At 59.1% G+C, this 23,107-nt stretch carries 24 protein-coding genes; 5 read left to right on the top strand and 19 right to left on the bottom strand.

Annotated elements, in window-relative coordinates; all coding sequences use genetic code 11:
- Nucleotides 1-19 precede the first annotated feature (19 nt).
- The 5 genes from meaB to AXA68_RS00590 form a co-directional block, all read right to left on the bottom strand.
- The gene (meaB, locus tag AXA68_RS00605; RefSeq protein WP_080505123.1) at nucleotides 20-1,243 is read right to left on the bottom strand and encodes a methylmalonyl Co-A mutase-associated GTPase MeaB; all 1,224 of its coding nucleotides are present in this window, start codon (nucleotides 1,241-1,243) and stop codon (nucleotides 20-22) included.
- Entirely contained in the window at nucleotides 1,244-1,663 is a 420-nt protein-coding gene (locus AXA68_RS00600) for a cobalamin B12-binding domain-containing protein (protein ID WP_066411408.1), read from the bottom strand.
- A gap of 141 nt (nucleotides 1,664-1,804) precedes the next feature.
- Nucleotides 1,805-2,434, bottom strand: a complete 630-nt coding sequence (locus AXA68_RS16965) for a hypothetical protein (protein ID WP_198530001.1) — start codon at nucleotides 2,432-2,434, stop codon at nucleotides 1,805-1,807.
- A 29-nt stretch (nucleotides 2,435-2,463) separates the two neighbouring features.
- Entirely contained in the window at nucleotides 2,464-3,084 is a 621-nt protein-coding gene (locus tag AXA68_RS16960) for an FAD-dependent oxidoreductase (protein WP_198530000.1), read from the bottom strand.
- 99 nt (nucleotides 3,085-3,183) lie between these two features.
- Nucleotides 3,184-4,074, bottom strand: a complete 891-nt coding sequence (locus AXA68_RS00590; RefSeq protein WP_066411405.1) for an alpha/beta fold hydrolase — start codon at nucleotides 4,072-4,074, stop codon at nucleotides 3,184-3,186.
- Between the two features lie 483 nt (nucleotides 4,075-4,557).
- Between AXA68_RS00590 and AXA68_RS00585 the strand changes: the two genes are divergently transcribed.
- Together AXA68_RS00585 and AXA68_RS00580 are read left to right on the top strand one after the other, a co-directional pair.
- Entirely contained in the window at nucleotides 4,558-4,908 is a 351-nt protein-coding gene (locus AXA68_RS00585) for an SHOCT domain-containing protein (protein WP_066411403.1), read from the top strand.
- A gap of 5 nt (nucleotides 4,909-4,913) precedes the next feature.
- Nucleotides 4,914-7,097 carry a heavy metal translocating P-type ATPase gene (locus AXA68_RS00580; RefSeq protein WP_066411401.1) on the top strand — a complete coding sequence of 728 codons (2,184 nt, stop codon included), beginning with the start codon at nucleotides 4,914-4,916 and terminating at the stop codon, nucleotides 7,095-7,097.
- Between the two features lie 44 nt (nucleotides 7,098-7,141).
- Here the strand turns inward: AXA68_RS00580 and AXA68_RS00575 are convergent, their stop codons facing one another.
- The 10 genes from AXA68_RS00575 to AXA68_RS00535 all read right to left on the bottom strand — a co-directional run bounded on the left by AXA68_RS00575 (nucleotide 7,142) and on the right by AXA68_RS00535 (nucleotide 16,565).
- Nucleotides 7,142-7,921 carry an alpha/beta fold hydrolase gene (locus tag AXA68_RS00575; RefSeq protein ID WP_066411399.1) on the bottom strand — a complete coding sequence of 260 codons (780 nt, stop codon included), beginning with the start codon at nucleotides 7,919-7,921 and terminating at the stop codon, nucleotides 7,142-7,144.
- A gap of 144 nt (nucleotides 7,922-8,065) precedes the next feature.
- Nucleotides 8,066-9,532, bottom strand: coding sequence for an amidohydrolase family protein (locus AXA68_RS00570; protein WP_066411398.1), 1,467 nt, complete (start codon nucleotides 9,530-9,532; stop codon nucleotides 8,066-8,068).
- A 113-nt stretch (nucleotides 9,533-9,645) separates the two neighbouring features.
- Nucleotides 9,646-10,191: a hypothetical protein gene (locus AXA68_RS00565; RefSeq protein WP_157884765.1), complete on the bottom strand. Its 546-nt coding sequence runs from the start codon at nucleotides 10,189-10,191 to the stop codon at nucleotides 9,646-9,648.
- 151 nt (nucleotides 10,192-10,342) lie between these two features.
- Nucleotides 10,343-11,335 carry a glutathione S-transferase family protein gene (locus AXA68_RS00560; protein ID WP_198529999.1) on the bottom strand — a complete coding sequence of 331 codons (993 nt, stop codon included), beginning with the start codon at nucleotides 11,333-11,335 and terminating at the stop codon, nucleotides 10,343-10,345.
- A gap of 140 nt (nucleotides 11,336-11,475) precedes the next feature.
- Nucleotides 11,476-11,829: a hypothetical protein gene (locus tag AXA68_RS00555; RefSeq protein WP_066411385.1), complete on the bottom strand. Its 354-nt coding sequence runs from the start codon at nucleotides 11,827-11,829 to the stop codon at nucleotides 11,476-11,478.
- 335 nt (nucleotides 11,830-12,164) lie between these two features.
- Nucleotides 12,165-13,142, bottom strand: a complete 978-nt coding sequence (locus AXA68_RS15805; RefSeq protein WP_080505121.1) for a hypothetical protein — start codon at nucleotides 13,140-13,142, stop codon at nucleotides 12,165-12,167.
- Complete coding sequence (locus AXA68_RS00550) at nucleotides 13,139-13,549, bottom strand: hypothetical protein (protein WP_066411382.1); 411 nt, start codon at nucleotides 13,547-13,549, stop codon at nucleotides 13,139-13,141. Before AXA68_RS00550 ends, AXA68_RS15805 begins: the two co-directional genes overlap by 4 nt.
- Nucleotides 13,546-13,941 carry a hypothetical protein gene (locus AXA68_RS00545; protein WP_066411380.1) on the bottom strand — a complete coding sequence of 132 codons (396 nt, stop codon included), beginning with the start codon at nucleotides 13,939-13,941 and terminating at the stop codon, nucleotides 13,546-13,548. The genes AXA68_RS00550 and AXA68_RS00545 overlap by 4 nt, the downstream gene beginning before the upstream one ends.
- Nucleotides 13,941-14,342, bottom strand: a complete 402-nt coding sequence (locus tag AXA68_RS00540; RefSeq protein ID WP_066411378.1) for a hypothetical protein — start codon at nucleotides 14,340-14,342, stop codon at nucleotides 13,941-13,943. Before AXA68_RS00540 ends, AXA68_RS00545 begins: the two co-directional genes overlap by 1 nt.
- Nucleotides 14,343-14,720: 378 nt before the next feature.
- Nucleotides 14,721-16,565, bottom strand: a complete 1,845-nt coding sequence (locus tag AXA68_RS00535) for an ATP-binding protein (RefSeq protein ID WP_066411376.1) — start codon at nucleotides 16,563-16,565, stop codon at nucleotides 14,721-14,723.
- A 318-nt stretch (nucleotides 16,566-16,883) separates the two neighbouring features.
- On the opposite strand from AXA68_RS00535, the gene AXA68_RS00530 reads away from it, so the two are divergent.
- A complete protein-coding gene (locus tag AXA68_RS00530) occupies nucleotides 16,884-17,636 on the top strand; it encodes a hypothetical protein (RefSeq protein WP_066411373.1) in 753 nt (250 codons plus the stop codon).
- Between the two features lie 292 nt (nucleotides 17,637-17,928).
- On the top strand, nucleotides 17,929-18,156 hold the full coding sequence (locus tag AXA68_RS00525; protein ID WP_066411370.1) for a hypothetical protein: 228 nt from the start codon (nucleotides 17,929-17,931) through the stop codon (nucleotides 18,154-18,156).
- Here the strand turns inward: AXA68_RS00525 and AXA68_RS00520 are convergent.
- Together AXA68_RS00520 and AXA68_RS00515 are read right to left on the bottom strand one after the other, a co-directional pair.
- The gene (locus AXA68_RS00520) at nucleotides 18,139-18,537 is read right to left on the bottom strand and encodes a hypothetical protein (protein ID WP_066411367.1); all 399 of its coding nucleotides are present in this window, start codon (nucleotides 18,535-18,537) and stop codon (nucleotides 18,139-18,141) included. The genes AXA68_RS00525 and AXA68_RS00520 overlap by 18 nt on opposite strands.
- Nucleotides 18,530-18,835 carry a hypothetical protein gene (locus AXA68_RS00515; RefSeq protein ID WP_066411364.1) on the bottom strand — a complete coding sequence of 102 codons (306 nt, stop codon included), beginning with the start codon at nucleotides 18,833-18,835 and terminating at the stop codon, nucleotides 18,530-18,532. Before AXA68_RS00515 ends, AXA68_RS00520 begins: the two co-directional genes overlap by 8 nt.
- A gap of 531 nt (nucleotides 18,836-19,366) precedes the next feature.
- On the opposite strand from AXA68_RS00515, the gene AXA68_RS16565 reads away from it, so the two are divergent.
- The gene (locus tag AXA68_RS16565) at nucleotides 19,367-19,906 is read left to right on the top strand and encodes a hypothetical protein (protein WP_157884764.1); all 540 of its coding nucleotides are present in this window, start codon (nucleotides 19,367-19,369) and stop codon (nucleotides 19,904-19,906) included.
- 1,163 nt (nucleotides 19,907-21,069) lie between these two features.
- Here AXA68_RS16565 and AXA68_RS00510 read toward each other — a convergent pair.
- Both AXA68_RS00510 and AXA68_RS00505 read right to left on the bottom strand, forming a co-directional pair.
- On the bottom strand, nucleotides 21,070-22,026 hold the full coding sequence (locus tag AXA68_RS00510) for a tyrosine-type recombinase/integrase (protein ID WP_066411362.1): 957 nt from the start codon (nucleotides 22,024-22,026) through the stop codon (nucleotides 21,070-21,072).
- 3 nt (nucleotides 22,027-22,029) lie between these two features.
- Nucleotides 22,030-22,578, bottom strand: a complete 549-nt coding sequence (locus tag AXA68_RS00505; RefSeq protein ID WP_066411360.1) for a MarR family transcriptional regulator — start codon at nucleotides 22,576-22,578, stop codon at nucleotides 22,030-22,032.
- Between the last annotated feature and the right edge of the window lie 529 nt (nucleotides 22,579-23,107).

The raw sequence follows: 23,107 nt of genomic DNA, 5'->3' as shown, positions 1-23,107 counted from the left end.
AAGTCGTGGGAGTCGTCGGCTACTCCCCGTCCGGATCGTCGGCCTCGAGACACGCCGCGATCGGGTCGACGATCTCGGCCGCGACGCCGTACGGGTCCGTCTCCCCCGTTCGGACGCGGTCCGCGAGCGTCTCGATCCCTCCGCGGCGCTCGATCGCCTCGGCCGCGAGCGCGCCGACGTCCGCGCGCACCAGCGTCCGGATCTCCTCGGCGTACCGCCGCCGCCGGGTCCGAGCCAGTTCGCCGGACTCGCGGAGGTGGGCCGCGTGCGCGTCGAACGCGGCGATCAGCTCCTCGACGCCCTCGCCCGTCTCCGCGACGGTTCCCAACACCTCGGGCGTCCACTCGTCGTCGGCGGCGTCGAGGTCGTCGGTGGCGTCGGGGTCGTCGGAGTCGTCGGGGTCGTCGGAGTCGTCGGGGTCGTCGGCATCGTCGAGGTCGTCGGCATCGACGGCGTCCGGCACCCCGCCGCCGTGCGGGCCGTGATGGCCCGCGCCGGCTTCCGGGGTCGCGGTCGACCCCTCCCGTCTGTGGACCATCTCCTCTAACTCCGCGAGGGCGCGTTCCGCGCCGTCGACGTCGGCCTTGTTGACGACGAAGACGTCGCCGATCTCCAAGATTCCCGCCTTCAGCGTCTGGACGTCGTCGCCGGAGCCGGGCTGGACCAGCACCGCGACGGTGTCCGCGGTGCGGACCACGTCCACCTCGTTCTGTCCGGCTCCCACGGTCTCTATCAGGATCACGTCCTTCCCGAAGGCGTCGAGCGCCTTCACCGCGTCCGCGGTCGCCATCGAGAGCCCGCCCAGTTGGCCGCGCGCGCTCATCGACCGGAAGAACACGTCCATGTCGCCGACGTTCGAGGCCATCCGGATCCGGTCGCCGAGCACCGCGCCGCCGGAGTACGGCGAGGAGGGATCGACGGCGACGACCCCGACGGTGTCGCCCCGCTCGCGATAGGCCGCCGCGAGCTTGTCGACGAGCGTGGACTTGCCCGCGCCGGGCGCGCCCGTCACGCCGATCACGTCCGCCCCGCCGGTGTGGCCGTACAGCGCCGAGACGAGCCCGCGGTACCCCGGATCGCGCTCCTCGATCCGGGTGATGACGCGGGCGAGCGCGCGGTGGTCCCCGGCGAGGAGGCTCTCGAGGAGTTCGGCGTCCCGGTCGCGGAGCTCCACCCCTCCCTCGGCGGACCCGGACCGCTCGCGGGCCGAGCCCGTCTCGCCGTTCGCGTCCGGTCCGGACATCTACTCGCGCTCCGGGGCGTTGTTCCGGACGAACTCGATCGTCTCCGACATCGGCGTCCCCGGGCCGAACACCTCCGCGACGCCGAGGTCCTTCAGCTCAGCCACGTCGTCCTCGGGGATTATCCCGCCGACGAGGATCAGGGTGTCCTCGAACGCGCCGTACTCTTTGAGCCCGTCGATCACCTTCGGCACGAGGGTGTTGTGCGCCCCCGAGAGGATCGAGATGCCGAGGACGTCGACGTCCTCCTGGACCGCCGCCTGGACGATCTCCTCGGGCGCGCGGTGGAGCCCCGAGTAGACCACCTCGAAGCCCGCGTCGCGGAACGCCCGCGCGATCACGTGTGCGCCACGGTCGTGGCCGTCGAGCCCGACCTTCGCGACCAGACAGCGGATGGTCCGTTCCGCCCCTTCGACGCTCATACCGGAACCTGGCACGCGTGACCGTTTGACTCTAACGGCCGTTCGAACGCCTCGAAGCCGACCGGGACCGGCGGCGACGTGACCGAATCCTCCGGGACGCGGGCGAGCGCCCCGCCTGACGCCCCGCGCGATCCGCCGATTCTATGGTCCCGTCACTTCGGGCTTGAGGACGCGCCACGCGATCCGCGGGCGGAGCAGCGACGTCGGCGGCCGCTCCATCGTGACCACCCGCGTGTACGCGTCCGCCACCCGTCCGTCACGGTGGGCCTTTCGAGTCATCCGGGAGAGATACCGGTTCAGGAGGTCGGTGCCGACGGGTTTGGGGCCCGTCGTCTCGTCGAACCGAAAGTCGGTCCCGACCGCGACGTTCCACGCGTTCTCGACGACGTCCTCCGCACGGTCGAAGAACCGCGGCGCGAGGTCGTCGGGTTCGCCCTCGGCGAGCGCGTGGTGTAGGCAGAGCGCCTCCAGCGTCGCGACCGACATCCCCTGTCCGTAGATGGGATTGAAGCTCGCGATCGCGTCCCCGAGGACCACGAGACCCTTCGGGAACCGGTCCAGTTCCCAGTACCGCCGGCGCACGCTCGCCGGGAACGGGTACCGCTGGACGCCGTCCGACGTGACCTCCCGGTCGGCGACGAGTCGGGCGACCTCCTCGATCGGGAGGCTCTCGGCGAACTCGTGTAGCCCCGCGAGGTCGTCGGGCGGATGGTCGCCGTGAACCCCCGACAGCGTCACGATCCACCGCTCGCCCTCGACCGGGACGACCACCGTGCTTCTGGTCCTCGGCGGACAGGGCATCACGTGGAACGCCCGTCGGTCGTCGGGGGTCGATCGATGGCTATCGTGCTGTACACGAGGTCGATCCGGACCTCGTCTCTCGGCGGCCGCCGGTACCCGTGTCTCGCCAGCCACTCCGGCGTCGACGACGTCCGCCCGGTACAGTCGACGACGAGGTCGGCGTCGATCGGCTCGATCTCGTTCTCCTCGTCTCGAATCCGCACGCCCTCCACGGTCGACTCCCGGTCGTCGGTGCGGTACTCTGTCACGTGACACTCGTCTCGAAGCGTGACGGAGTCGAGCGCGTCGAGTTCACGTCGCGTCACGTGTTCGATCAGCGGGCGGCTCGCGCAGTACATCGGCAGGTGGTGGCGTCCCTCCGAGACGAAGTCCCCCTCGTCGTAGAAGTTGAAGTCGGTGGACAGATCGATCTCCGTCGCACCCGCCGCGACGAGTTCGTCGCCGTACCCCGCGAAGAGGTCCTCGAGGGTCGATCGCCCCGCCTCGAGAAGCGCGTGGACGTGGTTCCCCTGTGGAACGCCCCGGCGGGGGGTCGGCGTCGAGGGGAACGCGTCGCGGTCGAGGACGGTCACCCGATCGAAGGCGTCCGCGAGCACGCGGGCCGCGACCAGCCCGCCCATGCTCCCCCGACGACGACGGCGTGATCGCCGACGGGCGCGATGCGATCGGCGTCGTACCGTGGGATCGTGTTGACTGTCATTGGCGTCCGTTCGTTTGGTTCACGAGAGGTGATCGATGACGAGGTCGGTCACGCGCTCGGGCCGTTCGTGGTGGACCCAGTGGGTCGCGTCCGGGATCCGTTCGAGCCGGCCGTTCTCGCAGTACTCGACGCTGCGGTCGGCCATCTCGGCGAGGAGGTACCCGTCGCGCTCGCCCCAGATGACGGCGGTGGGAACCGTCACCTGCTCGCGCGGCGGGTCCTCGGTGTGCCGGAACAGCGCGCGATACCAGTTGATCATCCCGGTCAACCCCCGCTCGCGGCTCCACGCGGCACGGTACCTGTCGAGGTCCTCCTCGGTGAACGGGTCGCCCGCCGCTCCCCGGAGGCTGTTCACCAGCGGCCGATACCCGCCGCGTCGCTGGAACCACTCCGGCAGCCGGGGGAGCTGGAAGAAGAACATGTACCAACTCCGCAGCGTCTGTCGCGGGTTCGACGTCAGCGTCTCCTCGAACACCGTCGGGTGGGGAATGTTGACGGCGACGAGCCGGTCGACGGCGTCGGGATGGCGAAGGGCGACGTTCCACGCGACCGCCCCGCCCCAGTCGTGACCGACGAGATGGGCGGACTCGCTCCCGGTCGATCGGACGAGGTCGACGACGTCCTTCGACAGTTCGCCGACCCGATAGGGACGCGTTCCCTCCGGCTTCTCCGACCGGTTGTACCCCCGCTGGTCGGGGACGAGAACGCGGTAGCCGGCGTCGACGAGCGGCTCGATCGATCGGTGCCAGCCGTACCAGAACTCGGGGAACCCGTGAAGCAGGACGACCGGCGGGTCGCCCTCGTCGCCGGCCGTGACGACGTGTAGTCGAACGCCGTTCACGGTTCGCCGTTCGGACGTCACCCCAGGACGATCCAGAAGCGACGCGTCGGTCGGCGTCGGATCCGGCATCGTTCACGACACCTCCACTCCCGTGTCGGCGACCGATGACCGTTCGGGACCGGTGCGCGTTCTCGCGTCGGCGTGGTTCGTGTAGTTCATACGTCCACCCGGAGCCCCCAAGATCGATCGAGCGGGATCGATCCACTTAGGTATTGTTTCCCAAACGACACGCCAGGTCGCGGAACCGGTCGAGACGCGCCGGTCGCGAGGCCATCCGACGTACCTTTCCGCTCCGACCACGTCACACCGGGCATGAGCGCCGATCCGCCGGCATCGACGTCCGAGACCGCAGCCGCCGTTCGGGGGGAGTAGCCATGGCCGGAAAGGACGACTACTACAACTACTCGGCCCGATCTGTTGTGACTACTAATTTCTAACAGCAGCAGTGTCGGTGACCACTATTGAGGGGGTAGGGTTGATTGACCAGATGCAACTATCGGTTTTCCGGAGCCCCGGACAGTATTTTATGCTCGCTGAGCGAAGAGTTAGCATATGTCTTCAAATGAGCAACTCCTCCGAGTCCTCCTCATCATCGTCGCTGTCGTTCTCATCGTGCCGTTCCTCTTGATGGCAGTTATGATGCCCGCTATGGGGATGTGGGGATGGGGCCACATGGGTGACGTGGGAATGTGGGGCGGGGCCGGATGGATGTGGCTCCTGATGTGGTTGGTCGTCCTGATCGTCGCTCTCGGGCTCGGATACCTCCTGTACCGAGGGATCCGCCGAACTGACGGTCGAAGTGAGGATGCTGCGCTTGAAGAACTGCGGGTCGCCTACGCCCGAGGCGAGCTATCTGACGAGGAGTTCGAAACACGACGTGAGCGACTACGACGGGAGGACTAACCGATATGTCCGACCGTCACGACCACCACGACGAACACGCGCCCCATCAGAAGCCGACCGACCGCGAGTGTCCGTGCTGTCGCGTCTGCGAGTGTTATCGAGATGAATCCGACGAGGAGGCGTCGTCTCACGAAGGCCACCACGGGGGCGGTGGACACGACCACGGCGGAATGGTCGACCACTCCGGCCACGAGCAGATGTTCAAGCGCCGATTCGTCGTCTGCTTCCTGCTCGCATTGCCCGTCCTCTACTACAGTTCGATGCTGCAGGGCTGGCTCGGGTACACCGCCATCCAGTTTGCCGGCAGCGCGTTCGTCGGCCCTGTCCTCGGAGTAGTTATCTTCGCGTACGGTGGCATTCCCTTCCTCCGGATGGGCGCGGTCGAAGCCAGAAACCGCGAGCCCGGAATGATGCTGCTCATCTCGCTGGCGATCACCGTCGCCTTCGTCTACAGTCTCGCCGCAGTCGCCTTCGAGATCGGCGAACCGTTCTTCTGGGAACTGGTCACGCTGGTCGTCATCTTCCTGCTGGGCCACTGGATCGAAATGCGGAGTGTTCGCCGGGCCTCGGGGGCGCTCGACGAACTCGCCGACCTGATGCCCGCCACCGCGGAGCGGATCGACGAATCCGGAGATACCGAGGAGGTCTCCGTCGACGATCTCTCCGAGGGCGATCTGGTACTCGTCCGCCCCGGGGCAAACGTCCCGGCCGACGGCGTCGTCGAGGAGGGCGAATCGAACGTCAACGAGGCGATGGTCACCGGCGAATCGAAACCGGTCGAGAAGACGCCCGGCGACGAGGTGATCGGTGGCACGACCAATCAGAGCGGCAGCCTCCGCGTGCGCGTCACCGCGACCGGCGAGGAGACGACACTGTCGGGGATTATGCGGTTGGTCGACGAAGCCCAACAGAGCAAGTCGCGAACGCAGGTACTCGCTGACCGTGCCGCGGGCTGGCTCTTCTACGCGGCGCTCGGCGTCGCGGCGGTGACCGCGATCGCGTGGGGCCTCGCCGAGGGGTTCGGCCTGTCTGTGGTCGAACGGGTCGTCACCGTGCTGGTGATCGCGTGCCCGCACGCGCTCGGACTCGCAGTCCCGCTGGTCGTCGCGATCAACACCTCGCTGGCCGCCCGCAACGGGATGCTCGTCCGCGATCGGATCGCGATGGAGGAGGCCCGCAACCTCGACACCATAGTCTTCGACAAAACGGGAACCCTCACAAAAGGTGAACAGGGCATCGTCGACATCGCGACGACGGACGGCTGGAACGAGGACGACGTGCTCACGCTCATGGCCGCCGCGGAGGGCGATTCAGAACACATGATCGCCACGGCGATTCGAGAGGAGGCACACGATCGTGGCTTGTCCGTCCCATCCACGCGAGAGTTCGAGGCCCTCGAGGGACGGGGTGTCCGTGCCACTGTCGAAACCGACATCTCAGTGGGTACTGGCGAGTCCAGCGCCGTCCAGCAGGGAACGACGGTCTACGTCGGCGGGCCGAATCTCTTGCGACATCTCGACATCGATCCCGGCGACAGTCTGACCGCCTTCGCAGACGAGGCCGGTTCCCGGGGGCAGGGAGTCGTCTACCTGCTACGTGACGACGAGGCTGTCGGTGCAGTCGCACTCGCGGACGTGATCCGCGACGAAAGCCGCGAGGCAATCGACTCCCTCCACGCGATGGGGATCGAAGTGGCGATGTTGACCGGCGACTCCGAAGATGTCGCTCGTGCCGTGTCCGAGGAACTCGGCATCGACACCTACTTCGCCGAAGTTCTCCCGGAGGACAAAGACAAGAAAATCGTCGAGCTACAGGAGCAGGATCAACTGGTTGCGATGGTCGGTGACGGCGTGAACGACGCCCCCGCGCTGACGCGTGCGGATGTCGGCATCGCAATCGGGTCGGGTACCGACGTGGCTGTCGAGTCAGCGGACGTCGTCCTCGTCGAGAACGACCCCCGGGACGTCGTGAGTCTCGTCCGCCTCAGCCGGAAGAGCTACCGGAAGATGCAGGAGAATCTCGTGTGGGCCGCCGGCTACAACGTCTTTGCCCTCCCGCTCGCTGCTGGTATCCTCGCCCCGATCGGCATCTTGCTCTCGCCCGCAGTGGGGGCCGTCCTTATGTCGGCGAGTACGGTCATCGTCGCGGTCAACGCGCAACTCCTGCGTCGGGCCGATATCACGGCGTAGGTCGTGTTGCCCCTTCGAGAGCCAACATCGGTGGGAATGGACGGCTAGTCGCTGTTATGCTCGCCAAGCCGATCACGAACCGCCGATTCGAGATCACGCTCAGCTTCGATTGCCGCGAGGAGTGCCCGGAGGAGCCGATTGTACGCAGCCGGCCGTTCGATCATCGCGACGTGACCGGTGCGCTCCATCCGGCAGAACACGCTCTCGGGGAGCCGACGCGCAGTCCCGCGTGCCGCATCGACCGGGACGATCCCATCGGCAGGGCCGTGGATGACGAGCGCGGGCACGTCGACCCGCTCGGTATCGGAGCGTCCATCGTAGCCCCAGAACGCCTCGGTCACAGTCGTCCACGCCGAGCGGCGGCGCGGCAAGGGATTTGATTGCAGGAAATCCTCGACGACGGCCTCGGCTGTCTCCTCATGAAAGCCGACGCTGTAGGCCAGTTGACGGATGAGCGCGTCGTTCGCAGGCAGGTGATACAGTCGAAGCGCGAGGAACAGCCGTAACAGCGGTTTCTCCCACGCCGGTGTGAGGTCGTGATCACCCCCTGCGTGGAGCACGAGGCCAGCCGTCGGATGGCGTTTGGCGTATTCGAGCGCGATGGCGGTGCCGTAACTGTGGCCGTGGACGATTGGTCGGTCGACGTCAAGCGCATCGAGCAGATCTCGGAGGTCGGTGACGTGCCCGGTGAGCGACTGCTCGGGACGCGTCGTGGAGTTGCCGTTTCCGGCCAGCGAATACGTCACCAGCTCCTGCTCGCCCTCGAATGCGTTCAGTTGCGGATAGGGGTTCCACAGCGAGCCGAGACCGCCGTGAACGAACACGACTGCTGGATCCGACCCATCCACGTGTATCGTCTCTAATGCGACCGATTCGGAAACCTGCACCCGGCGTGGTTCCGGCATCGAGGTTCGGACGTCATCGAACCGGACGTACCCGGGAGGAAACGGTGACGTGGACATGGTCGATCAGAAGGGGAACTTGTCACGCGCCGATTGGAGGGCAAGCCGAGAGAGCAGGCGGGCGGGCCCACGCTTGGGGAGGTCTCGGATCGTCTCGACCGACCCCGGCGGTTCACCGCCTCCAATGTCCAGTTCCCACCCCGTCTCGTCGGCAAAGCGTTCGACTGCCTCCTCCACGCGCTGCTGTACCGCATCGGCATCCATCGTCTTCGGTGCCCCTCCCTGCATCACGACTTCTCCGTCGACGATAACCGTCTCCACGTCCGCCGGCGCGGCGTTGTTCACGACGTGGGCAGGTATGTTGGTCAACGGGGTGAACTTCGGCTTGTCCACGTCGAGGAGGATGATGTCCGCCCGCTTACCCGGTTCGATGCTCCCGATCTCGTCGCCGATACCCAGCGCCCGAGCACCGTCGATCGTCAGCATCCGCACCAGCTCCATCGAGGAGAACTGGCCGGTCGTCCGCTTGACGTTGGCCGCGAGGCGAGCCTGCCGGGCCTCACCGAACATACTGTAGGAGTCGTGCCAATAGTGGTCGTCGATTCCCAGCCCGACGTCGACACCCGCCTTTCGCAGTTCCGGGACGGGCGTCCACTGCATCTCGGCGTCCGGGTTCCAGTAGCAGAACACCGACGGGCAGTGTGCCACGGACGCGTCCGCCTCGGCAGTCCGCTTGATGTCCGCCTCGTCGGCGACGCGGAAGTGCGCCGCAACCAGCCGGTCGTCGAGCAATCCGACGTCATCGAGCAGATCGAGCGAGTCCTCGCCGCCATTCGCCCGCGCCATCGTGTTGCTCTCCTCGAGTTCCAGTAAGTGGGTGTGGACGAGCAGGTCGGGATACTCGGCCGCGAGATCGGCCGTGCGCTCCCAGAGGTCGCGCGTACACGACCAGTCATCGTGCGGGCAGATCGTCGCCCGGATCCGGCCGTCGTAGGTATCGTGGTACTCGTCGATGAACGTTCGAGCGCGGTCGAACTGCTCGTCGACGGGGACGTCCCAGAACAGATCCGTGATTGTCGGGCCGAAGAAGCCGCGGAGGCCCGCTTCGCCGAACGTCTCCGCGCCCGCACTCGGCCGGACATCCATCGAGTTGATCGTCGTGACGCCCCCGAGGAGGAAATTCAGAGCGGCAAGTTCGTACCCCGCCTCGACCAGATAGTCGAAGTCGCCCTCGCCAAGACGGCCGTAGATGGCCGTCATACTGCCCATCATCTCCAGCAGGTCGAGATCGCTGAACGCACCGATTAGCGGCGTCAGTTCGAGGTGGGTGTGGGCGTTGACTAGCCCCGGCATCACCAGTTTTCCGTCGCCGTCGATCGTGTGCGTGGCTTCGATCTCCCCATCGCCGTCCTCGGACTTGCGCACCTCCGTGATGCGACCGTCGTCGACGAGCACCGTCCCACGTTCGTACAGACGGTTACGCTCGTCGACGGTGAGAACAAGCGCATCAGAGATAGCGATGTCAACAGCCATATGTCCTCCCTGAAGCGCAGCCGCGTCAAAGTTGTCGGTAGTACTCGGGAGAGACTGTATTAGAGCGAGGGGACGAAGTGAAAATCGAGTGTCGTTCGGCAACGAATTCGGTATTAGAAGCCCCAGCGGAGGCCGGACATCGTGGCGACGATGGCGATCATCAGGACGAGTTCGACTAGACTCAGCATCCCGTACTTCTTGTTCAGGGAGGCGAGGCGATCGTGGTCAGTATTGTCGGCGGCAATCTCGTCGAACATACCTGCCGTGAATTTGTGGAGTGGGCCGAACCCGAGAATGAGCAGTGCAATCGCGAGGACGAGTGCTGCCCACAGCGATGGGGTCGGAGATGCCCACAGCCCCATCATACTGGCGAGGCCAATCCCCGAGCCGACCACACCAACCGAGACCGGTTCCATCAGCAGGTTCATCTTCGGGACGAAGCCCTCGGCAAACTCGACGTTGGCTTCCTCGGAGAGATTCCCCATCACGGGCCCGAGCACGACCGCGCCGAGTACCGCAGTTCCGAACCAGAAGGCACCGAGGAAGAGGTGGACAGTGAACATAATTCGGACATCACCCGAGAGGTAGCCCAACACGGGAAGTACCAAGGGAACGGCGACGGCGCCGACCGCAAACGGTCGGGAGGCCGCGTCAGTCATCAAGCGGTACCGCTCGCGCGTGTTCGTCGGTCTGTGCGCATCAGCTAGTGACATGCAATATTGCTCTTACTGGCGAGTAAACAGAGGTAGCACACAAAAAAGTGGGTAATCGGCACACAGAGGAATGACTAACTGCACGGGCACCTGCGAGCTACTCGACCGATGGGATGTTCGATGGTTCAGCCGACAACTGGTCGCGGTCGTGAGGTGTATCGAAGTCTATATCCGGGCCGATGGGCGTGATTTCGCCCTGATAGTAGCCCTGATCCTTGATGTGCTCCATTCGCACCGTCTCTGCGACACCCGGCGTCTGGTAGAGGTCGCGCAGGTATGGCCAGAGGTGCTCGTACTGGTGGAGGTACTGCCGATCACAGTTGAAGGCCGTATGGTAGCAGTGGTCGAAGCGGACGAGCGTCGGGAACATCCGCACGTCTGCGAGGGTCAGCCGGTCGCCGGCGAGGTATCGCTGGTCGGCCAGCACCTCGTCCCAGTGGTCAAGGGCATCAAACACGTCGGTGACGGCTTCGTCGTAGGCTTCCTGTGACTCCGCGAAGCCGGCGCGGTAGACACCGTTGTTGATGGAGTCGTAGATAGCGTCGATGATGCGGTCGATCTCCTCGCGGTAGCCCTCGGGGTACAGGTTCATCCCATCATCACCCACACCGTCGAACGCGGTGGCGAACATCCGCATGATCTCGATGGACTCGTTGTTGACAATGGTGTCCTCCTGCGTGTCCCACAGCACGGGGACGGTCACGCGGCCCGTGTACTCGGGGTCGGCCGCGACGTACACCTCGCGGAGATAGTCGGCGCCGTTGACGGTGTCGGACGTGCAGCCGTCCTTCTCGGACGTGAACTCCCAGCCCTCGTCCTCGCGGACGGGGTCGACGATGTCCATCGAGACGGCGTCGGTGAGTCCGGCCAACCGGCGCGTGAGCGCAGCCCCGTGTGCCCACGGACAGTTCCGCGCAATGTAGAGGTGGTAGCGACCGCCCTCGGGTTCCGGCCCGTCCGCCACGACATCGTCTGCGCTTCGATGCGTGCCGCGAATCCAGTCGCGGAACGAGGTTTCGACCCGGTCGAACGCGCCATCCTCGTCGGTGTACGGTTCGAGGTCTGTCTTCCACTCGCCGTCGACGAGCATATTCCGGCCCATACAGTCCGATTCGTGCTCAAGACCTACAATTGTGCGGACGTGATGAGTTCCGCCACGCGACGCGAGATTCCTCAAATCCGTAAGCACATATTGGTAGACTACACCCCTAAACAGAGTTGATTACTACGTCAGCCCGATAAAATCGATTCAGACAGACGCATCAAGTCCCTATTCCTCGTAGCCACCCGTCCAGCGACCGTTTCCATCTCGGATACGCCGAGATCGCTGATGAAGCCATCCAGTTCATCGACAGCCAACACTCCCTCGTCGACAAACCATGCAATATTTTCTGCCGAACCGATCTGCAGCCACCGCTGCACAGTATCCGTGTCCACCTCACCATGTAGGCCGTACTCGTCAATCAACGACTCTGTCGCGGTGTCCACAGCATCGAACAAGGCATCCACGTTCTTCTCGGAAATTCCGTAGTCAACTGTCAACGCCTCCCGTGCCTCATCCTGTGAAGTGAATGTCGTTTGCATCTCAAGCTCAGAGGGCCCGTCCTGACTGATAAATGCCGGCTTGCAGCATATCCGAATTATCGAAGGGGATTACTCCGCTCCCCCAAGCCCACGTACTCGGTTAGGTCGGGGCGGATCGCCCAACTAGCGTGACAGAGTCCAAGTATGAAAATGCTGCTCCGTGCCGGCATTAACCGTCCAGAATCCAGCCAATCAGGTATGGGTGATGCTCTCGAAACAACCATTGAGATACTGCTACGGGACTCGATATTCGGTACACGCGTCCTACAACTACTACCCGTCCCGGTCTGCGGTTATTAACTAACTCAGAACACTGATTCTCGCTCGGTAGATATCTACGGATCAGGTAAATTTCCTCGAGGCATCTTGTCGGTCGCCTCGAGGGTACCTTGTTTCTTTTCTTCAGCCAGCCTAGTAAAGATCAACCATTGGTAGAGGCGTTGTGATCGCGTTCTGATAGTCCCCTCACTCCAGCCGAGGCTGTATTCCTCAGAAACCTGTTCTATCACTGCCTTGTTCTTAAATTCGCCACTTGGAACGCGATTACAGTATGCTTGCACGAGGGGTATTTCAAGCAAATTATCTCGCAGTAACTCCCGCTGCTTACCTTGACTAGTCGTCGTCAGCGTGCGGCCAGTTTTCGTCGTGGTGAAGCCGCCCCCACGCTCAGTTTGCGCGACCTTGAGTGCGTACGCCGTGGTGAGTATTTTCTGCGTATATCGTTCTGAGTGATCGAGTCGGTCGGCTAACTCCGCCCTAGTCTCGACCTCGTCCATAACACGCAGCGCCTCGATAACCTTCTGTGGAGGCACACGGGGATTGTTTGCACCCCGATCATTCTCCAACGGATGCTGAGACTGGGAGTTGTTTTCCTCAACCTCGCCTAGGTCAAGACGGTGAATCCACTGAGCATACACTCGCCCATATTTCTCGAAAGTTTCCGTGTCTGCGGCTCCTGATTCCGTTTCAAAACTGATGATGCGTCCGATTTCTTCGGCTGTGGCTCCTCCATTCTCAAGCTTTTCTAATACTCCCTCCACGCCGGGGAGGTCTACGAACCGGTCTTCAAGTACGTCGTCGTCTTGGAGCTGGACAAGTCGTCGTGCCTCGTCAGTGGCTTTGTACTTCTCACCGTCACTCTCGATGAGACCGAGGTGTAGCGGGTCGTGTACTTTGTTTTTGGCCGTGTTGGGGCTGATTCCAAGTTCGTCGGCGATTTGTTCTCTCGTATGGCTCCCACTGATGACCGCTTTAAGTGTGTCAAGCGTGTGGCTAGGCGGGTAGTACAGTCGGGGCTTCGATGTAGTCGTCATTCGCTATCACTGGTCGAGTCGACCGCCTCCTCCAGTCGGTCGAGTGCGTCGGGGAGGTTTTCGACGATTAGTCGATGATCGCTTCTGCCCTTTTTGGTGGCAAGTCCTACCTCCCGGAGATTTTGCAAGTAATCTCGAATAGTCCGTTCCTTGCGGTCAATCCGCTTGTAGAAGTACTCCGAGTCGATGGTGTCTTCGTCAGCAATGCTGCCCTCCTTTGCGAACCGCTGGGCAATGAGGTAGATCAACATCCTGTTCTCCGGGCCGACATCGCGGTACTTCTCGCTGATGTCGATAGTACCGTCGCTATGGAGCTGGAACAGCTCCTCGACCCGATCAAGGTTGTTCTGGAGGATGGACTCGCTGTCGGCCACGAGGCGGTCTTGAATCTCGTCTTCGAGACTCATGCCTCGCTCACCTCCTCGACATACTGCTCACCCTCGCGGGTCAGCATCCACAGCTGGTAGTGTTCATCCTTGCCGTCCCTCATCAGCCAGCCACGCTTCTCTGCGTTTGCGAGCGCGTCACTCGGATTCGCTGGCTTTTGGATTTTACAGGTACGATAGCCCTCCTCAATATCCTCGACAGTGAAGTTCTCGCGGCCCTGTTGTATCTCAAAGTAGTACCCAATCGTCACCACGCGCTCGACGTGCGTCGATGGATCGACCTGCTCGACGAATGTTCGGAGGTCTGCAGGTTCGTCAGGCACCTCCCCGGACTCGAATTGCTCCTCGATTGTAGCCACACGGTCTTCGAGCTGCTCCACCCTTTCTTGGAGCGCCTCTACGTCGTCGTTCATTACGCATCACCCCGGATGAGCTGTTTGGCTTTTGTAAAGTTGTACGGCGGGATGTGGTAGCTTCCGTCGTTACCCACGGCGACGTCTTCCTCCTCTAATTCCCGAATGGTCGGGTAGATGGTACCCGTCTTGATCCCGCTTTCCTCGCTGATCTCCGATGGAGTGAGCTGTTCCGACTCCACCATATCGAGTTCGTGCCGTGCTCTCTGCGCCAGCAACACCACGGTTATCTGCTGTTTCGCGGTCAGTTCTTCGAACGCAGGTGTGGGCACGAGACTCCCGGAGTTGCTCCCGATACCAACGTAGTCGGCCAGCAGGTTGGTCAGCAACTCTTCGTTCATCTGTTCCTCGTCGACGAGGAGGTCTTGGAGCGTTGACTGTGACGGTTCGTCGTCTTCCATGCCTTGCCGTCACATACATACTAAACCACAATAAATTCTTTGCCACTTGTGATAGGATACCCCTTAAAACATCTCTATACAGTACAAGATGGTAGAATTCGAGAGGTAAGGAGTAAGGGTAAGTCATAACTTTCGTCGCGGATGCAGAGGGCAGGAGACAGTAAGGGACAGACGTTAGTTCTATAAAAACTAAACGCTCTACAGAAGCCCATAGGAGTGCGAAAAAGAGGTACAGAGAATATCCCGAACGAGTTATTGTGATGGGCTTGGCGTAGAATCTCTCGAATGAGACCTTCGTAATCTTGACTTAGATAGTGAGAACCAAGATACCGGTTTATAAGTAAAGCAGATACTATCTAAGTCTACTACAGAGGTGGCTCATTTCGAAGCTGAGGAGGTTAAGTCGTCCTCGATTGTGTCAATTGCTACGTCAATATTCCCTTGATCGGTAAAGTCATTGAGCTTATCCTCAATGAGATCGTCTAACGCGTACACGTACTCGCCTCGCTTCCGTTTGCGAATGAAATTTTTCTCGACCAACGTCTCGGCCTTCTCGTACCGCTGAGAGGAGTTGGGCGATCCCCCGGCGTGGAAGTACGCGTCCTCGATCGAACCACTCTCGTTGTAGAGGAAGAACTCGAGCATTCCACGCTCGTACTTGTCTAGGGCTGCGAGTTCCTCCCGAAGCCGCGCAAGCACGCGGTCTACGTACGGATGGTCGAGAATGTCGCCCTCCCCGTCGTCGGCCTCTGATGAGGCCGAACTGCTGGTGCCCTCGCCGAGAGCGTCACGTTCTGCCCGAAGTTGCTGGATCTTATTCCGCTGCTCTCGGATCTGTTGCTCTCGCTCCTCGAGCTCCGCTTCAAGCTCCTCAATCGACGTCTCCCGATCGCGAATCTTCGACTGGAGCTCGTCAATTTCTTTCCGTTGCTCGTCGACGGTAGTTTCGAGTTCCGCGATCCGTTCATTAGTTTCCCCCTCCTGCTCCTGTTCGAGTCGCTCGCGAAGCCGATCGCGTTCTGTTTCGAGTTCGTCGATGCGTTCCTTGAGTCGCGCGACTGTTGCCGATGTCACTTCCTCGTCTAGTTCTGTCTGGCGGTCATCGACCGCGGCAGCATCCCGGGCGTGGTCGCTCGTTTGGAACATCCCCTCGCTTCCTTCGTGATGTTTCGTCCGACGCTCGCGAACATCGACGAAGGTCGGCGAGGCGATTACGTCGCCGACGAACAGCACCTCGCCAGTCTGGAGCTTCTGGATCTGCGTGCCCCACGAGGAATCGAGCCCCTCAGCGCTCTTGATGATCTTCTTGATATCGGTGTCGTCTGTGAGCTTGTGAATCGTAAACGCCTGCAACTGGGCGCGGATGTTTGGATAGATTTCGCTCGGACGTTGGCTGATTAGTGTCAGCGTGAAGCCGAACTTACGGCCCTCCTTGGCGATGTTCTCGATGACGGAGCGCGGCTCGTTTTTCCGCTGGGGGGCGAACAGATGAGCCTCTTCGAGGAAGACCTTAGTCGCGGGGATGCGATCCCGTTTTCGGGCCAAAAACAGAGCGTCGAGAAGGGTCGCCACGATGTCTTCTTGACGCTCGGTGTCCACCCCGCGAAGGTTGAGAACGGTCGCCTGTCCGGGCCGGGCGAGGTCAAGCGGATCGATGCTGTCGAGATCGAGATCGCGATCTGCGGCTGAATTAAATTCGAGGTCGGCATATTCAACGACCCGATAGTCGCTCGCCTCCCCGTCAGGTTTCACTTTTAGCGATGCATACTCGCCGTGAGGGTCGACGATCACCATCGGCTGGTCGTATTCAAATAGCTCTTCCATCAGCACTCCGGCAGTGTACGACTTCCCGCTTCCCGTCCGTCCAAAGACGCCCACTTGTTTTTCCATGAACTTCTCGACGGAGAGGTAGAGGGGTGTCCCAAAGCTACGGAGCGCCCCAATCTGGATACCGCTGGAGGGCAATGAGAGCGTTTCGAGAACTAAGTCTTCATCGGCCCTCTCAACTTCAGTACCCTGTCGAAACGGGAGACTGGGGTAACTACCGATGACAGATGCACTCGCCTCGATGTGTCCGTCGTCTGTCTCTGTATGGGTGATCTGTGCCACATATTTACTCTCCTCCGGGCCGGGAACTTGGACGAAGTCTCCTTCCACAAATCCCTCATCGTACTCCATCTCGAGTTCAAACCCGAGGGTGCTAGAGTGGGTGATGGTGGCCATCGTCGGGCTTGTATAGTATCATTGTCTCACTCGCTTGTAGATTTTGGGTTAAACTACTACTAGCAGTTGGCTTCAATAACTACATTCAATACTGGCCGCTCCCTCCACAACGCGATAACACAGGGTTGTGACAACCGAAGTCTTCGACTGCGCTGATGGCCAAAGCAACGGGAGCAAAACATCTCGATCGGTGGCTATTTTCACTAGATTGTTTGGAGAGGTAATAGACGCTGTCTAGATCCGAATGAAAAGACACGGTATAGGATCTTCGCGACCCATAATGGTAAATAAATAAAAGGACACCTTGTTGAACAATAGATGAACTTCGACAGACTTCTGCAACACGCCGAATACTCGAGCAAAAAGGAGGTCGTTGGCCTCGCTATCTATTACTTAGAAGAGTTCGAGGATCAACAACCGGTAGCTCACGAAGACGTTCGGAACGTCATTGACGACTCACGGGAGTCAGTCCCGTCGAAGCACGTCTCGACGTACTTTAATCGCCTTGAAGACGCAGACTGGCTTTCGCCGAGCAACGGGGGATACGTGCTATCTCCGACAGGATTGGAGCATTTTGAGAACTGTGTGGATACCTCCCTTGTGGAGGAACCGCGAGAGGATCGATTTATTGACACAGATGTCGTGGAGGATCAGTTCTACGAACAGTTGGTCGAGGACATAAATGAGTGTTATCGCGTCCGTGTCAATGACGCCGTACTAGTCCTGACTCGGAAATTATTCGAGAATCTGCTCGCAGATATCCTACGCGGCCACTACGGGCGGCAGAACATCGAACTGTTCTTCGATTCTGATCGTGGGTATCATCACAGCTTGGCAGAGCTTAAGAAGAATTTACGGGATAATGTCGGTGATTTCCGAATCTATTCACGTGATATTGACGAGGAACTCCTTGACAAATTAGATGATTTCAAGGAACATGGGGATGCTGGGGCACATTCGATTGTAGTGGGCCGAACCGACGAAGAGATTGAGGGAATGGCGGATGAGGCGACCCGACTAACCAAGGTACTCTATGACCTTTGGCAGGGCGTTCAATCAGCACAGAGTTGAGCTATTTTTTAGGGCGTAGTGCCGTGATAGTGGTTGAACGGCCGCATCACATCCACAAGTTTCGACTTTCTATCCTCCAATCTGGGCAACCACACACCCCACGTCTTGAATGAAACCCACTCTAGCCCCTCTGTTTCTTGTGGAACTCTAAAATCCCGCTTGTGACGTACTGATTAGACCCGTGAAGTTGGTATAGTGTCTACGGGGATAGGCTAGAACGCCATCACAGTCGAAGAGACGGCAGAGCAGCTGTAGGCCGGCATTCATTAGGGTCGAGTCGACGGATCCGGATATGCCCGATGACCTTGGGATGACAATCGAGATCCTGAGGAGGAACTACGAGGAGCTGGACAGCAGCGAGTCAGACGAGCAGCTACGACACAATATGCAGAACTTTCTGGCAAGCGTGAACTCACTCGTCGCACACTCTTATCGAATCGCCGGAGAACACGAGAAGATGGAGGAGTGGGAAGTTGAGCAAAAAATGCGGGAGCTACAGGAGCTATTCGACGGCATCTGAGCCACCGTTATAGCTCTTCTCACGGAGCCGCTGCCACTCCTGTTCTCGGTACTCACGCAGTATCTCGAATTCTCTCTCGTATTCGTCGTGGAACTCGAGAGCCTGCTCGACAGCTTCCCGCATTTCTTTCACTACCTCTGGGGAACAGAGATTGGGTGCGAACATATCCACATAGGCGTCGACATCGCCGTCATACACTTCCCGAACAAAATCGACGGCGTGCGTCACCCAAATCCGATGGACATACCCACCATAGACGAGGTTCGGTTTCACGCCACAACACCCGATCCGGTTCTTGATGCGGTCGAACCGTTCTGGCGGCTCAAGGATTGTATCCGGGATAACATCCAATTCCAAGTATGAAGGAAGCTCGTCACTCATACTCCACCCAGTCCGACGTTGCAACAAACCGTTCGATCAGTTCATCTTCGTCGTACTCATCCCGAGCTGCCCGTCGTATCGCTTCCTCTATCTCGCGGTCACCACGAATCCACTCAACTGCCTCAAGCGCCTCCGCCTCGTCGGCCGGCGCTTCTACAGCCACAGAGAGCTGGCCAAACCAAATCATCGGATCATCTGATTCTGGAAGTTCCGAGGAATCGCTCTCACCTCTCTCAAAGTCGGGAAACCCCACGATGGGCGTAGCGGCAGCCGCTACGAAGAACTCGCGGCGCTGCATACTCGGGACAATGCACTGTATGATAGAATATGTTGCCTTTCCGATAACAGAAAGTATCGAGTGAGGGCTCCTCTCTCGCGGATCGTGATTCGCAATTACATTCAAGATGAGGGGTGTGTGCCCCGGTCACCAATAGTGACTATACGACAGTGAAAGCAAGAGATATTCATTCAAGACGTGGGGTGTGTGTTCCTGAACGCTATTTGTCCCACCGAGATCCCACTCCTGACATAATTCTTATTTACACGGGGTAGATCCTCGAGGGCAGCACCAGCAGTCGGTGCTATAGACCGACCACAGGAGGCGAGCAAACGACCAATGATCGAGACAGGCATGACTGGCCATCCAAGGCCACGATGCAGAGGCACTGACATTCGACCAGCCGGAAGACGGTTAACCGGAAGATTGGCACGTTCAGCTGATCGGCCCGGGAGAGACAACCCGTTCTTAACCTCTCGTCGTCAATTAAGAGGGCTGAAGAGTCACTTCGCCCTCTCCCGACAGCGATTCCCTAGGGGTTGGGGGTGACCGATGCGACGCTACCCTCTACGCGATGAGGAGTACCAGCTCGACCACACCTCTTCGAGTTCAGACGATCCACCGATCTGGTGGCGTGCCGAGAAGTATCTTCGTGAGAAATTTGAGTTGGAAGAAGATCACGGATCGTGGTACGACGCTCGAACATCCGATGGCGACGAGGTCGAAATCAAGTCCTGCCAGTACAAATACGAAGACGGTGAGCTAGGCTGTTTCAATATCTGGTCAGAGCAGCTTACAAAGTTGCTTCTGGACGACGGTTATATCGCTCTCCTAGTCTACGTACCCACGGATCCTCCAGCAGTACTCGCAACACAGCTGCTTTCGAACGATGAGGTATCAGCTGAGGATGGTGTCTCATTTAGGGTCACTCATCCAACGATGGGCAGAAAGACTCTCGTTCGGATTCCGTGGACAGAGACGATATCTTTAGACGCTATCCGTCTCGGCTGTCGTTACAGCTTTCTCGAACACTATTCGGAAGTTGAACGTGAGGACACGTTCTACTTCGATCCTCCCGCTGATGTAGAGTAGATCTGCGACCTCGACAGTTCCTCGCTTTTTCTTCTCCGAAATCAAGATAGAGTAAATCTGGAGTTGAGATTGCGAACGGTACGCCGAATATATGCCGCCTGTCGGTTGATCTATTTCACTATATGGCCGCTATCAGTACCACTGTACATATCGACAAAGCTCATTCCTGACTAAGATTCCACGATGAAACCTCTCTGGCTCTCCGTTTTGAATGCCGTGTAGACCTATCCGCAATGGTGCTCGTGTATCTGACTGAAATTGTCAAATTACCTACGCAGCTTTTTTCACACCGCTTCGGATCCTCGAGATCCGTATCAAAATGATATCCCACGTCTGTACGTCCCGGTCACATTCGATACAACCCGGCCTCGAAATGTCCCGGGTATCATCCGTATGGTACTCTCTAACTCCTCAATTCGAACAAAGGAGGTCAGGGTATGCTCAATAAGAGTGGCATTTTCGCCGCACCCGACAACACAATTGAGGTGTGGTGCCTGCTGGAGGTGGAGTATTCTGATGGAGGTGACTGTGTCGGATGGAATGTCGGATTCGGAAACATAAACCAGCTAGTGCGAAAAGAGTCGCGGTCGCTGTCTGCAGTAGATTGCGAAGGTAGTCTGTTGAAGGAACTGATGGAAGAACATCTTCAGCCCTGTCGGAATAAGGAAAGAAGAACGACCCTTATTACCTCGTCCGCCTCAACCCTTCCACGAATTCGTACACGGCTTCTTGCTCACGGGTGCGACACAAGTTTCCGCGGCCTCAATCACCTCTGCCTCGAGACGGTGATTGAGGATTATTTCCACCAGCCAGAATCGTCGGCTAGCGCTCACTTTGACGCTGATATGTGGATTACCGACAATCTGCGAGCTGTAGATGATGATCAGCCGGTGAAAGAACTCTGGCGTCGGGTCAAACAGATCGGCCCACTCGTTCCTCGACAGGCAATGATAGGAACTCGATTGTAACCAACTTCCTCGTTTCGTCGCACTCTTTGGATTGTTCAGTAGGATTTACCGCTTCGTTTCAGATACACACGGAGCACACATCTTAGCAATTCTAAAAACTTTTAGAACAATTCCAGTGTGTAGTTCGTGTGTAAGCTGTCTCAGAAGGGTTGAAGGAATAGGAATTACTGCTCGTCAGAAACAGTCTTCCTGTTACTAGATACCCTCGTAAGAGGAGTTGTAAGCCTTCACTGCTTCACCTATCTCGTTGCTCTCGATGTACACTTCTACTGATTCCTCGTTTTCTTGGCCAAGGAACGCTGCAAGATCTCCCTTGGTCATCCCATCTTCGAACCCGTGTGTGGCGAAGGAGTGACGTAGAACGTGGGTCGTGACCTTGTAGATATTATTGTCGTGGGCTGTTTGACCAACAACCTCTTGGATTCCCGCTCGACCAGCCGCCTCGTGGACGATTTTCCAGATGCGCTCTTTGCACAATCGCTCGGCTGACTGTTCGCCGACAAAGACATAGGGACTCTCGCTCGCTGGCGGATACGCTTCGCGTTCCTCGGTGAGCCACACACGAAGCAAGAACTCTATATCGTCGTGGATCGAGATCTCCCGCTCGCCACTGTTTTTGAGGTTATCGATGTAGATCGTACCGGCCTCAAGATCAACGTCACGAAGCTTGAGTTTAGCTGGAATCGACGCCCGATTGCCGGTGTAATAGAGGTACCCGATAATGAGAGCATCTCGGAGTGACTGTGTAGCGTCGATCAGCTGCCTCACTTCGTCGCGATCAAGCGGCTTGCGCTCGTGCGGGTCGTTGAGGTTGTTATACATCTCGGGGATATTCGCCACCCCCGGCATATTCGCATCGTGGAACCGGTTGAGATACTGATGCAGCTTGCTGATCGAGCTGAGGTAGACGCGGATCGTGGACTCTGGGCATCCCTTGTCGACGAGTTGGTCAACGAAGTCAACGACATCCGGGAATTCTGCCTCTTCAACCGACTTCTCTCCCAGCATCGGAAGGTACTGTCGGAAGACTGTTTTGTCGTTTTCGACAGATGACTCCTTGTTCTGGCGCTGACGTCGACACAGGAACTTCCGAACGAGAGGGTCATTGAATTCGCGAAACTCGTCATCGTCGTTGGAGTCAGCAGTTGCCATACTTTACCTCACCTCCCAGACGGGAACGCTCCCATTCTCGTCCCTCTCCGTAATTACGAAGTCGGCCTCGAGTCTGGCGATAGCTCGTTGCACCGTGTGTCGTTCGAAGGATGTCTCCTCAACCAGTTCCGGGATCGTCGCTCCGTCTATGTCCCTGATATGAGCAAGGACAGAATCCGTTGTCTCGTTTGAGAGCGAATCACCGTCGTCGGACACTACGTTGTCTCCGTTCCGCTCGGCCACTTCCTTGATGAGTGACTGAAGCTGATCGAGTTGAGAGGTGAGGTTCTCGACACCCTCTCCGACCCCTTCAATCTCGTCAAGGAGTGGCTGGAACTCACGAGCGACACCGTCATTTTCCAGTCGATGACGACGGGCCTCGACTGCCCGACGGACGAAAGAACTGAATGTCTCCCCGCGGTTCTCGACGAAATCAACCACCTCGTCATGGTGCTCCTCATCCATCGTGATGTTGTACCGCTTGATATTGCTCTCGCTCGAGTCGTCTGTCTCTTTGGAAACGGATTCCGTATCTTTATGAGTTGCTGACATTATTTTGGTGGACGTACAGCAGTCTTTGCGTGGTGGCTGGGCGTCTGTTCGACTAACCAAGCGCAGGGTTGGCGGAAACGCCCCGCTGTACAACCCTGTCTGAGAGATGGTGTCCATTCGATTCGGATGTCGTGCCACCTCCATGGACGGCTACAACCGGCCGACGATTTGAACGCCAAAACGCGAGCATAATCGACGCTGAAGCACCGATCTCGTCCCGACAGGAGTGCGTCAGTCATCGTCGGAGCTTCCCCTCGTTGGAGCATGGAGTGCTTTCGAGGGGTGGTTGAACCGACCATACCGATTCAAACGGTGGTCGGAAAGGTGTATTTGTCCGAATATGTAAGCTTATCTGGTGCCGCCACAAACATCTAAAATAGCGGCATATAGGCCTTCTAGAGAGCATATACTGGAAACCAGAAGTATTAGTATAGTGGGTAAGTATCAAAATACATATTATTCTACCCCGTGCCGCATTTCGTGATCAGTAAGGAAGGTTTTAGAGAAAGAGAGAGTCCTCTGTTCGTGT

Source organism: Halorubrum aethiopicum (assembly GCF_001542905.1).
GTDB lineage: Archaea > Halobacteriota > Halobacteria > Halobacteriales > Haloferacaceae > Halorubrum > Halorubrum aethiopicum.
The sequence above is the reverse complement of the archived record's forward strand: the minus strand, read 5'-3'. Positions and strand labels throughout refer to the sequence as shown.

Excerpts from the sequence above, each read along its gene's own strand:
- meaB (WP_080505123.1), bottom strand. The coding sequence starts at position 1,243 with ATGTCCGGACCGGACGCGAACGGCGAGACGGGCTCGGCCCGCGAGCGG.
- AXA68_RS00600 (WP_066411408.1), bottom strand. The coding sequence starts at position 1,663 with ATGAGCGTCGAAGGGGCGGAACGGACCATCCGCTGTCTGGTCGCGAAG.
- AXA68_RS16960 (WP_198530000.1), bottom strand. The coding sequence starts at position 3,084 with ATGGGCGGGCTGGTCGCGGCCCGCGTGCTCGCGGACGCCTTCGATCGG.
- AXA68_RS00590 (WP_066411405.1), bottom strand. The coding sequence starts at position 4,074 with ATGCCGGATCCGACGCCGACCGACGCGTCGCTTCTGGATCGTCCTGGG.
- AXA68_RS00585 (WP_066411403.1), top strand. The coding sequence starts at position 4,558 with ATGTCTTCAAATGAGCAACTCCTCCGAGTCCTCCTCATCATCGTCGCT.
- AXA68_RS00580 (WP_066411401.1), top strand. The coding sequence starts at position 4,914 with ATGTCCGACCGTCACGACCACCACGACGAACACGCGCCCCATCAGAAG.
- AXA68_RS00570 (WP_066411398.1), bottom strand. The coding sequence starts at position 9,532 with ATGGCTGTTGACATCGCTATCTCTGATGCGCTTGTTCTCACCGTCGAC.
- AXA68_RS00565 (WP_157884765.1), bottom strand. The coding sequence starts at position 10,191 with ATGACTGACGCGGCCTCCCGACCGTTTGCGGTCGGCGCCGTCGCCGTT.
- AXA68_RS00560 (WP_198529999.1), bottom strand. The coding sequence starts at position 11,335 with ATGCTCGTCGACGGCGAGTGGAAGACAGACCTCGAACCGTACACCGAC.
- AXA68_RS00555 (WP_066411385.1), bottom strand. The coding sequence starts at position 11,829 with ATGCAAACGACATTCACTTCACAGGATGAGGCACGGGAGGCGTTGACA.
- AXA68_RS15805 (WP_080505121.1), bottom strand. The coding sequence starts at position 13,142 with ATGACGACTACATCGAAGCCCCGACTGTACTACCCGCCTAGCCACACG.
- AXA68_RS00550 (WP_066411382.1), bottom strand. The coding sequence starts at position 13,549 with ATGAGTCTCGAAGACGAGATTCAAGACCGCCTCGTGGCCGACAGCGAG.
- AXA68_RS00545 (WP_066411380.1), bottom strand. The coding sequence starts at position 13,941 with ATGAACGACGACGTAGAGGCGCTCCAAGAAAGGGTGGAGCAGCTCGAA.
- AXA68_RS00540 (WP_066411378.1), bottom strand. The coding sequence starts at position 14,342 with ATGGAAGACGACGAACCGTCACAGTCAACGCTCCAAGACCTCCTCGTC.
- AXA68_RS00535 (WP_066411376.1), bottom strand. The coding sequence starts at position 16,565 with ATGGCCACCATCACCCACTCTAGCACCCTCGGGTTTGAACTCGAGATG.
- AXA68_RS00530 (WP_066411373.1), top strand. The coding sequence starts at position 16,884 with ATGAACTTCGACAGACTTCTGCAACACGCCGAATACTCGAGCAAAAAG.
- AXA68_RS00525 (WP_066411370.1), top strand. The coding sequence starts at position 17,929 with ATGCCCGATGACCTTGGGATGACAATCGAGATCCTGAGGAGGAACTAC.
- AXA68_RS00520 (WP_066411367.1), bottom strand. The coding sequence starts at position 18,537 with ATGAGTGACGAGCTTCCTTCATACTTGGAATTGGATGTTATCCCGGAT.
- AXA68_RS00515 (WP_066411364.1), bottom strand. The coding sequence starts at position 18,835 with ATGCAGCGCCGCGAGTTCTTCGTAGCGGCTGCCGCTACGCCCATCGTG.
- AXA68_RS16565 (WP_157884764.1), top strand. The coding sequence starts at position 19,367 with ATGCGACGCTACCCTCTACGCGATGAGGAGTACCAGCTCGACCACACC.
- AXA68_RS00510 (WP_066411362.1), bottom strand. The coding sequence starts at position 22,026 with ATGGCAACTGCTGACTCCAACGACGATGACGAGTTTCGCGAATTCAAT.
- AXA68_RS00505 (WP_066411360.1), bottom strand. The coding sequence starts at position 22,578 with ATGTCAGCAACTCATAAAGATACGGAATCCGTTTCCAAAGAGACAGAC.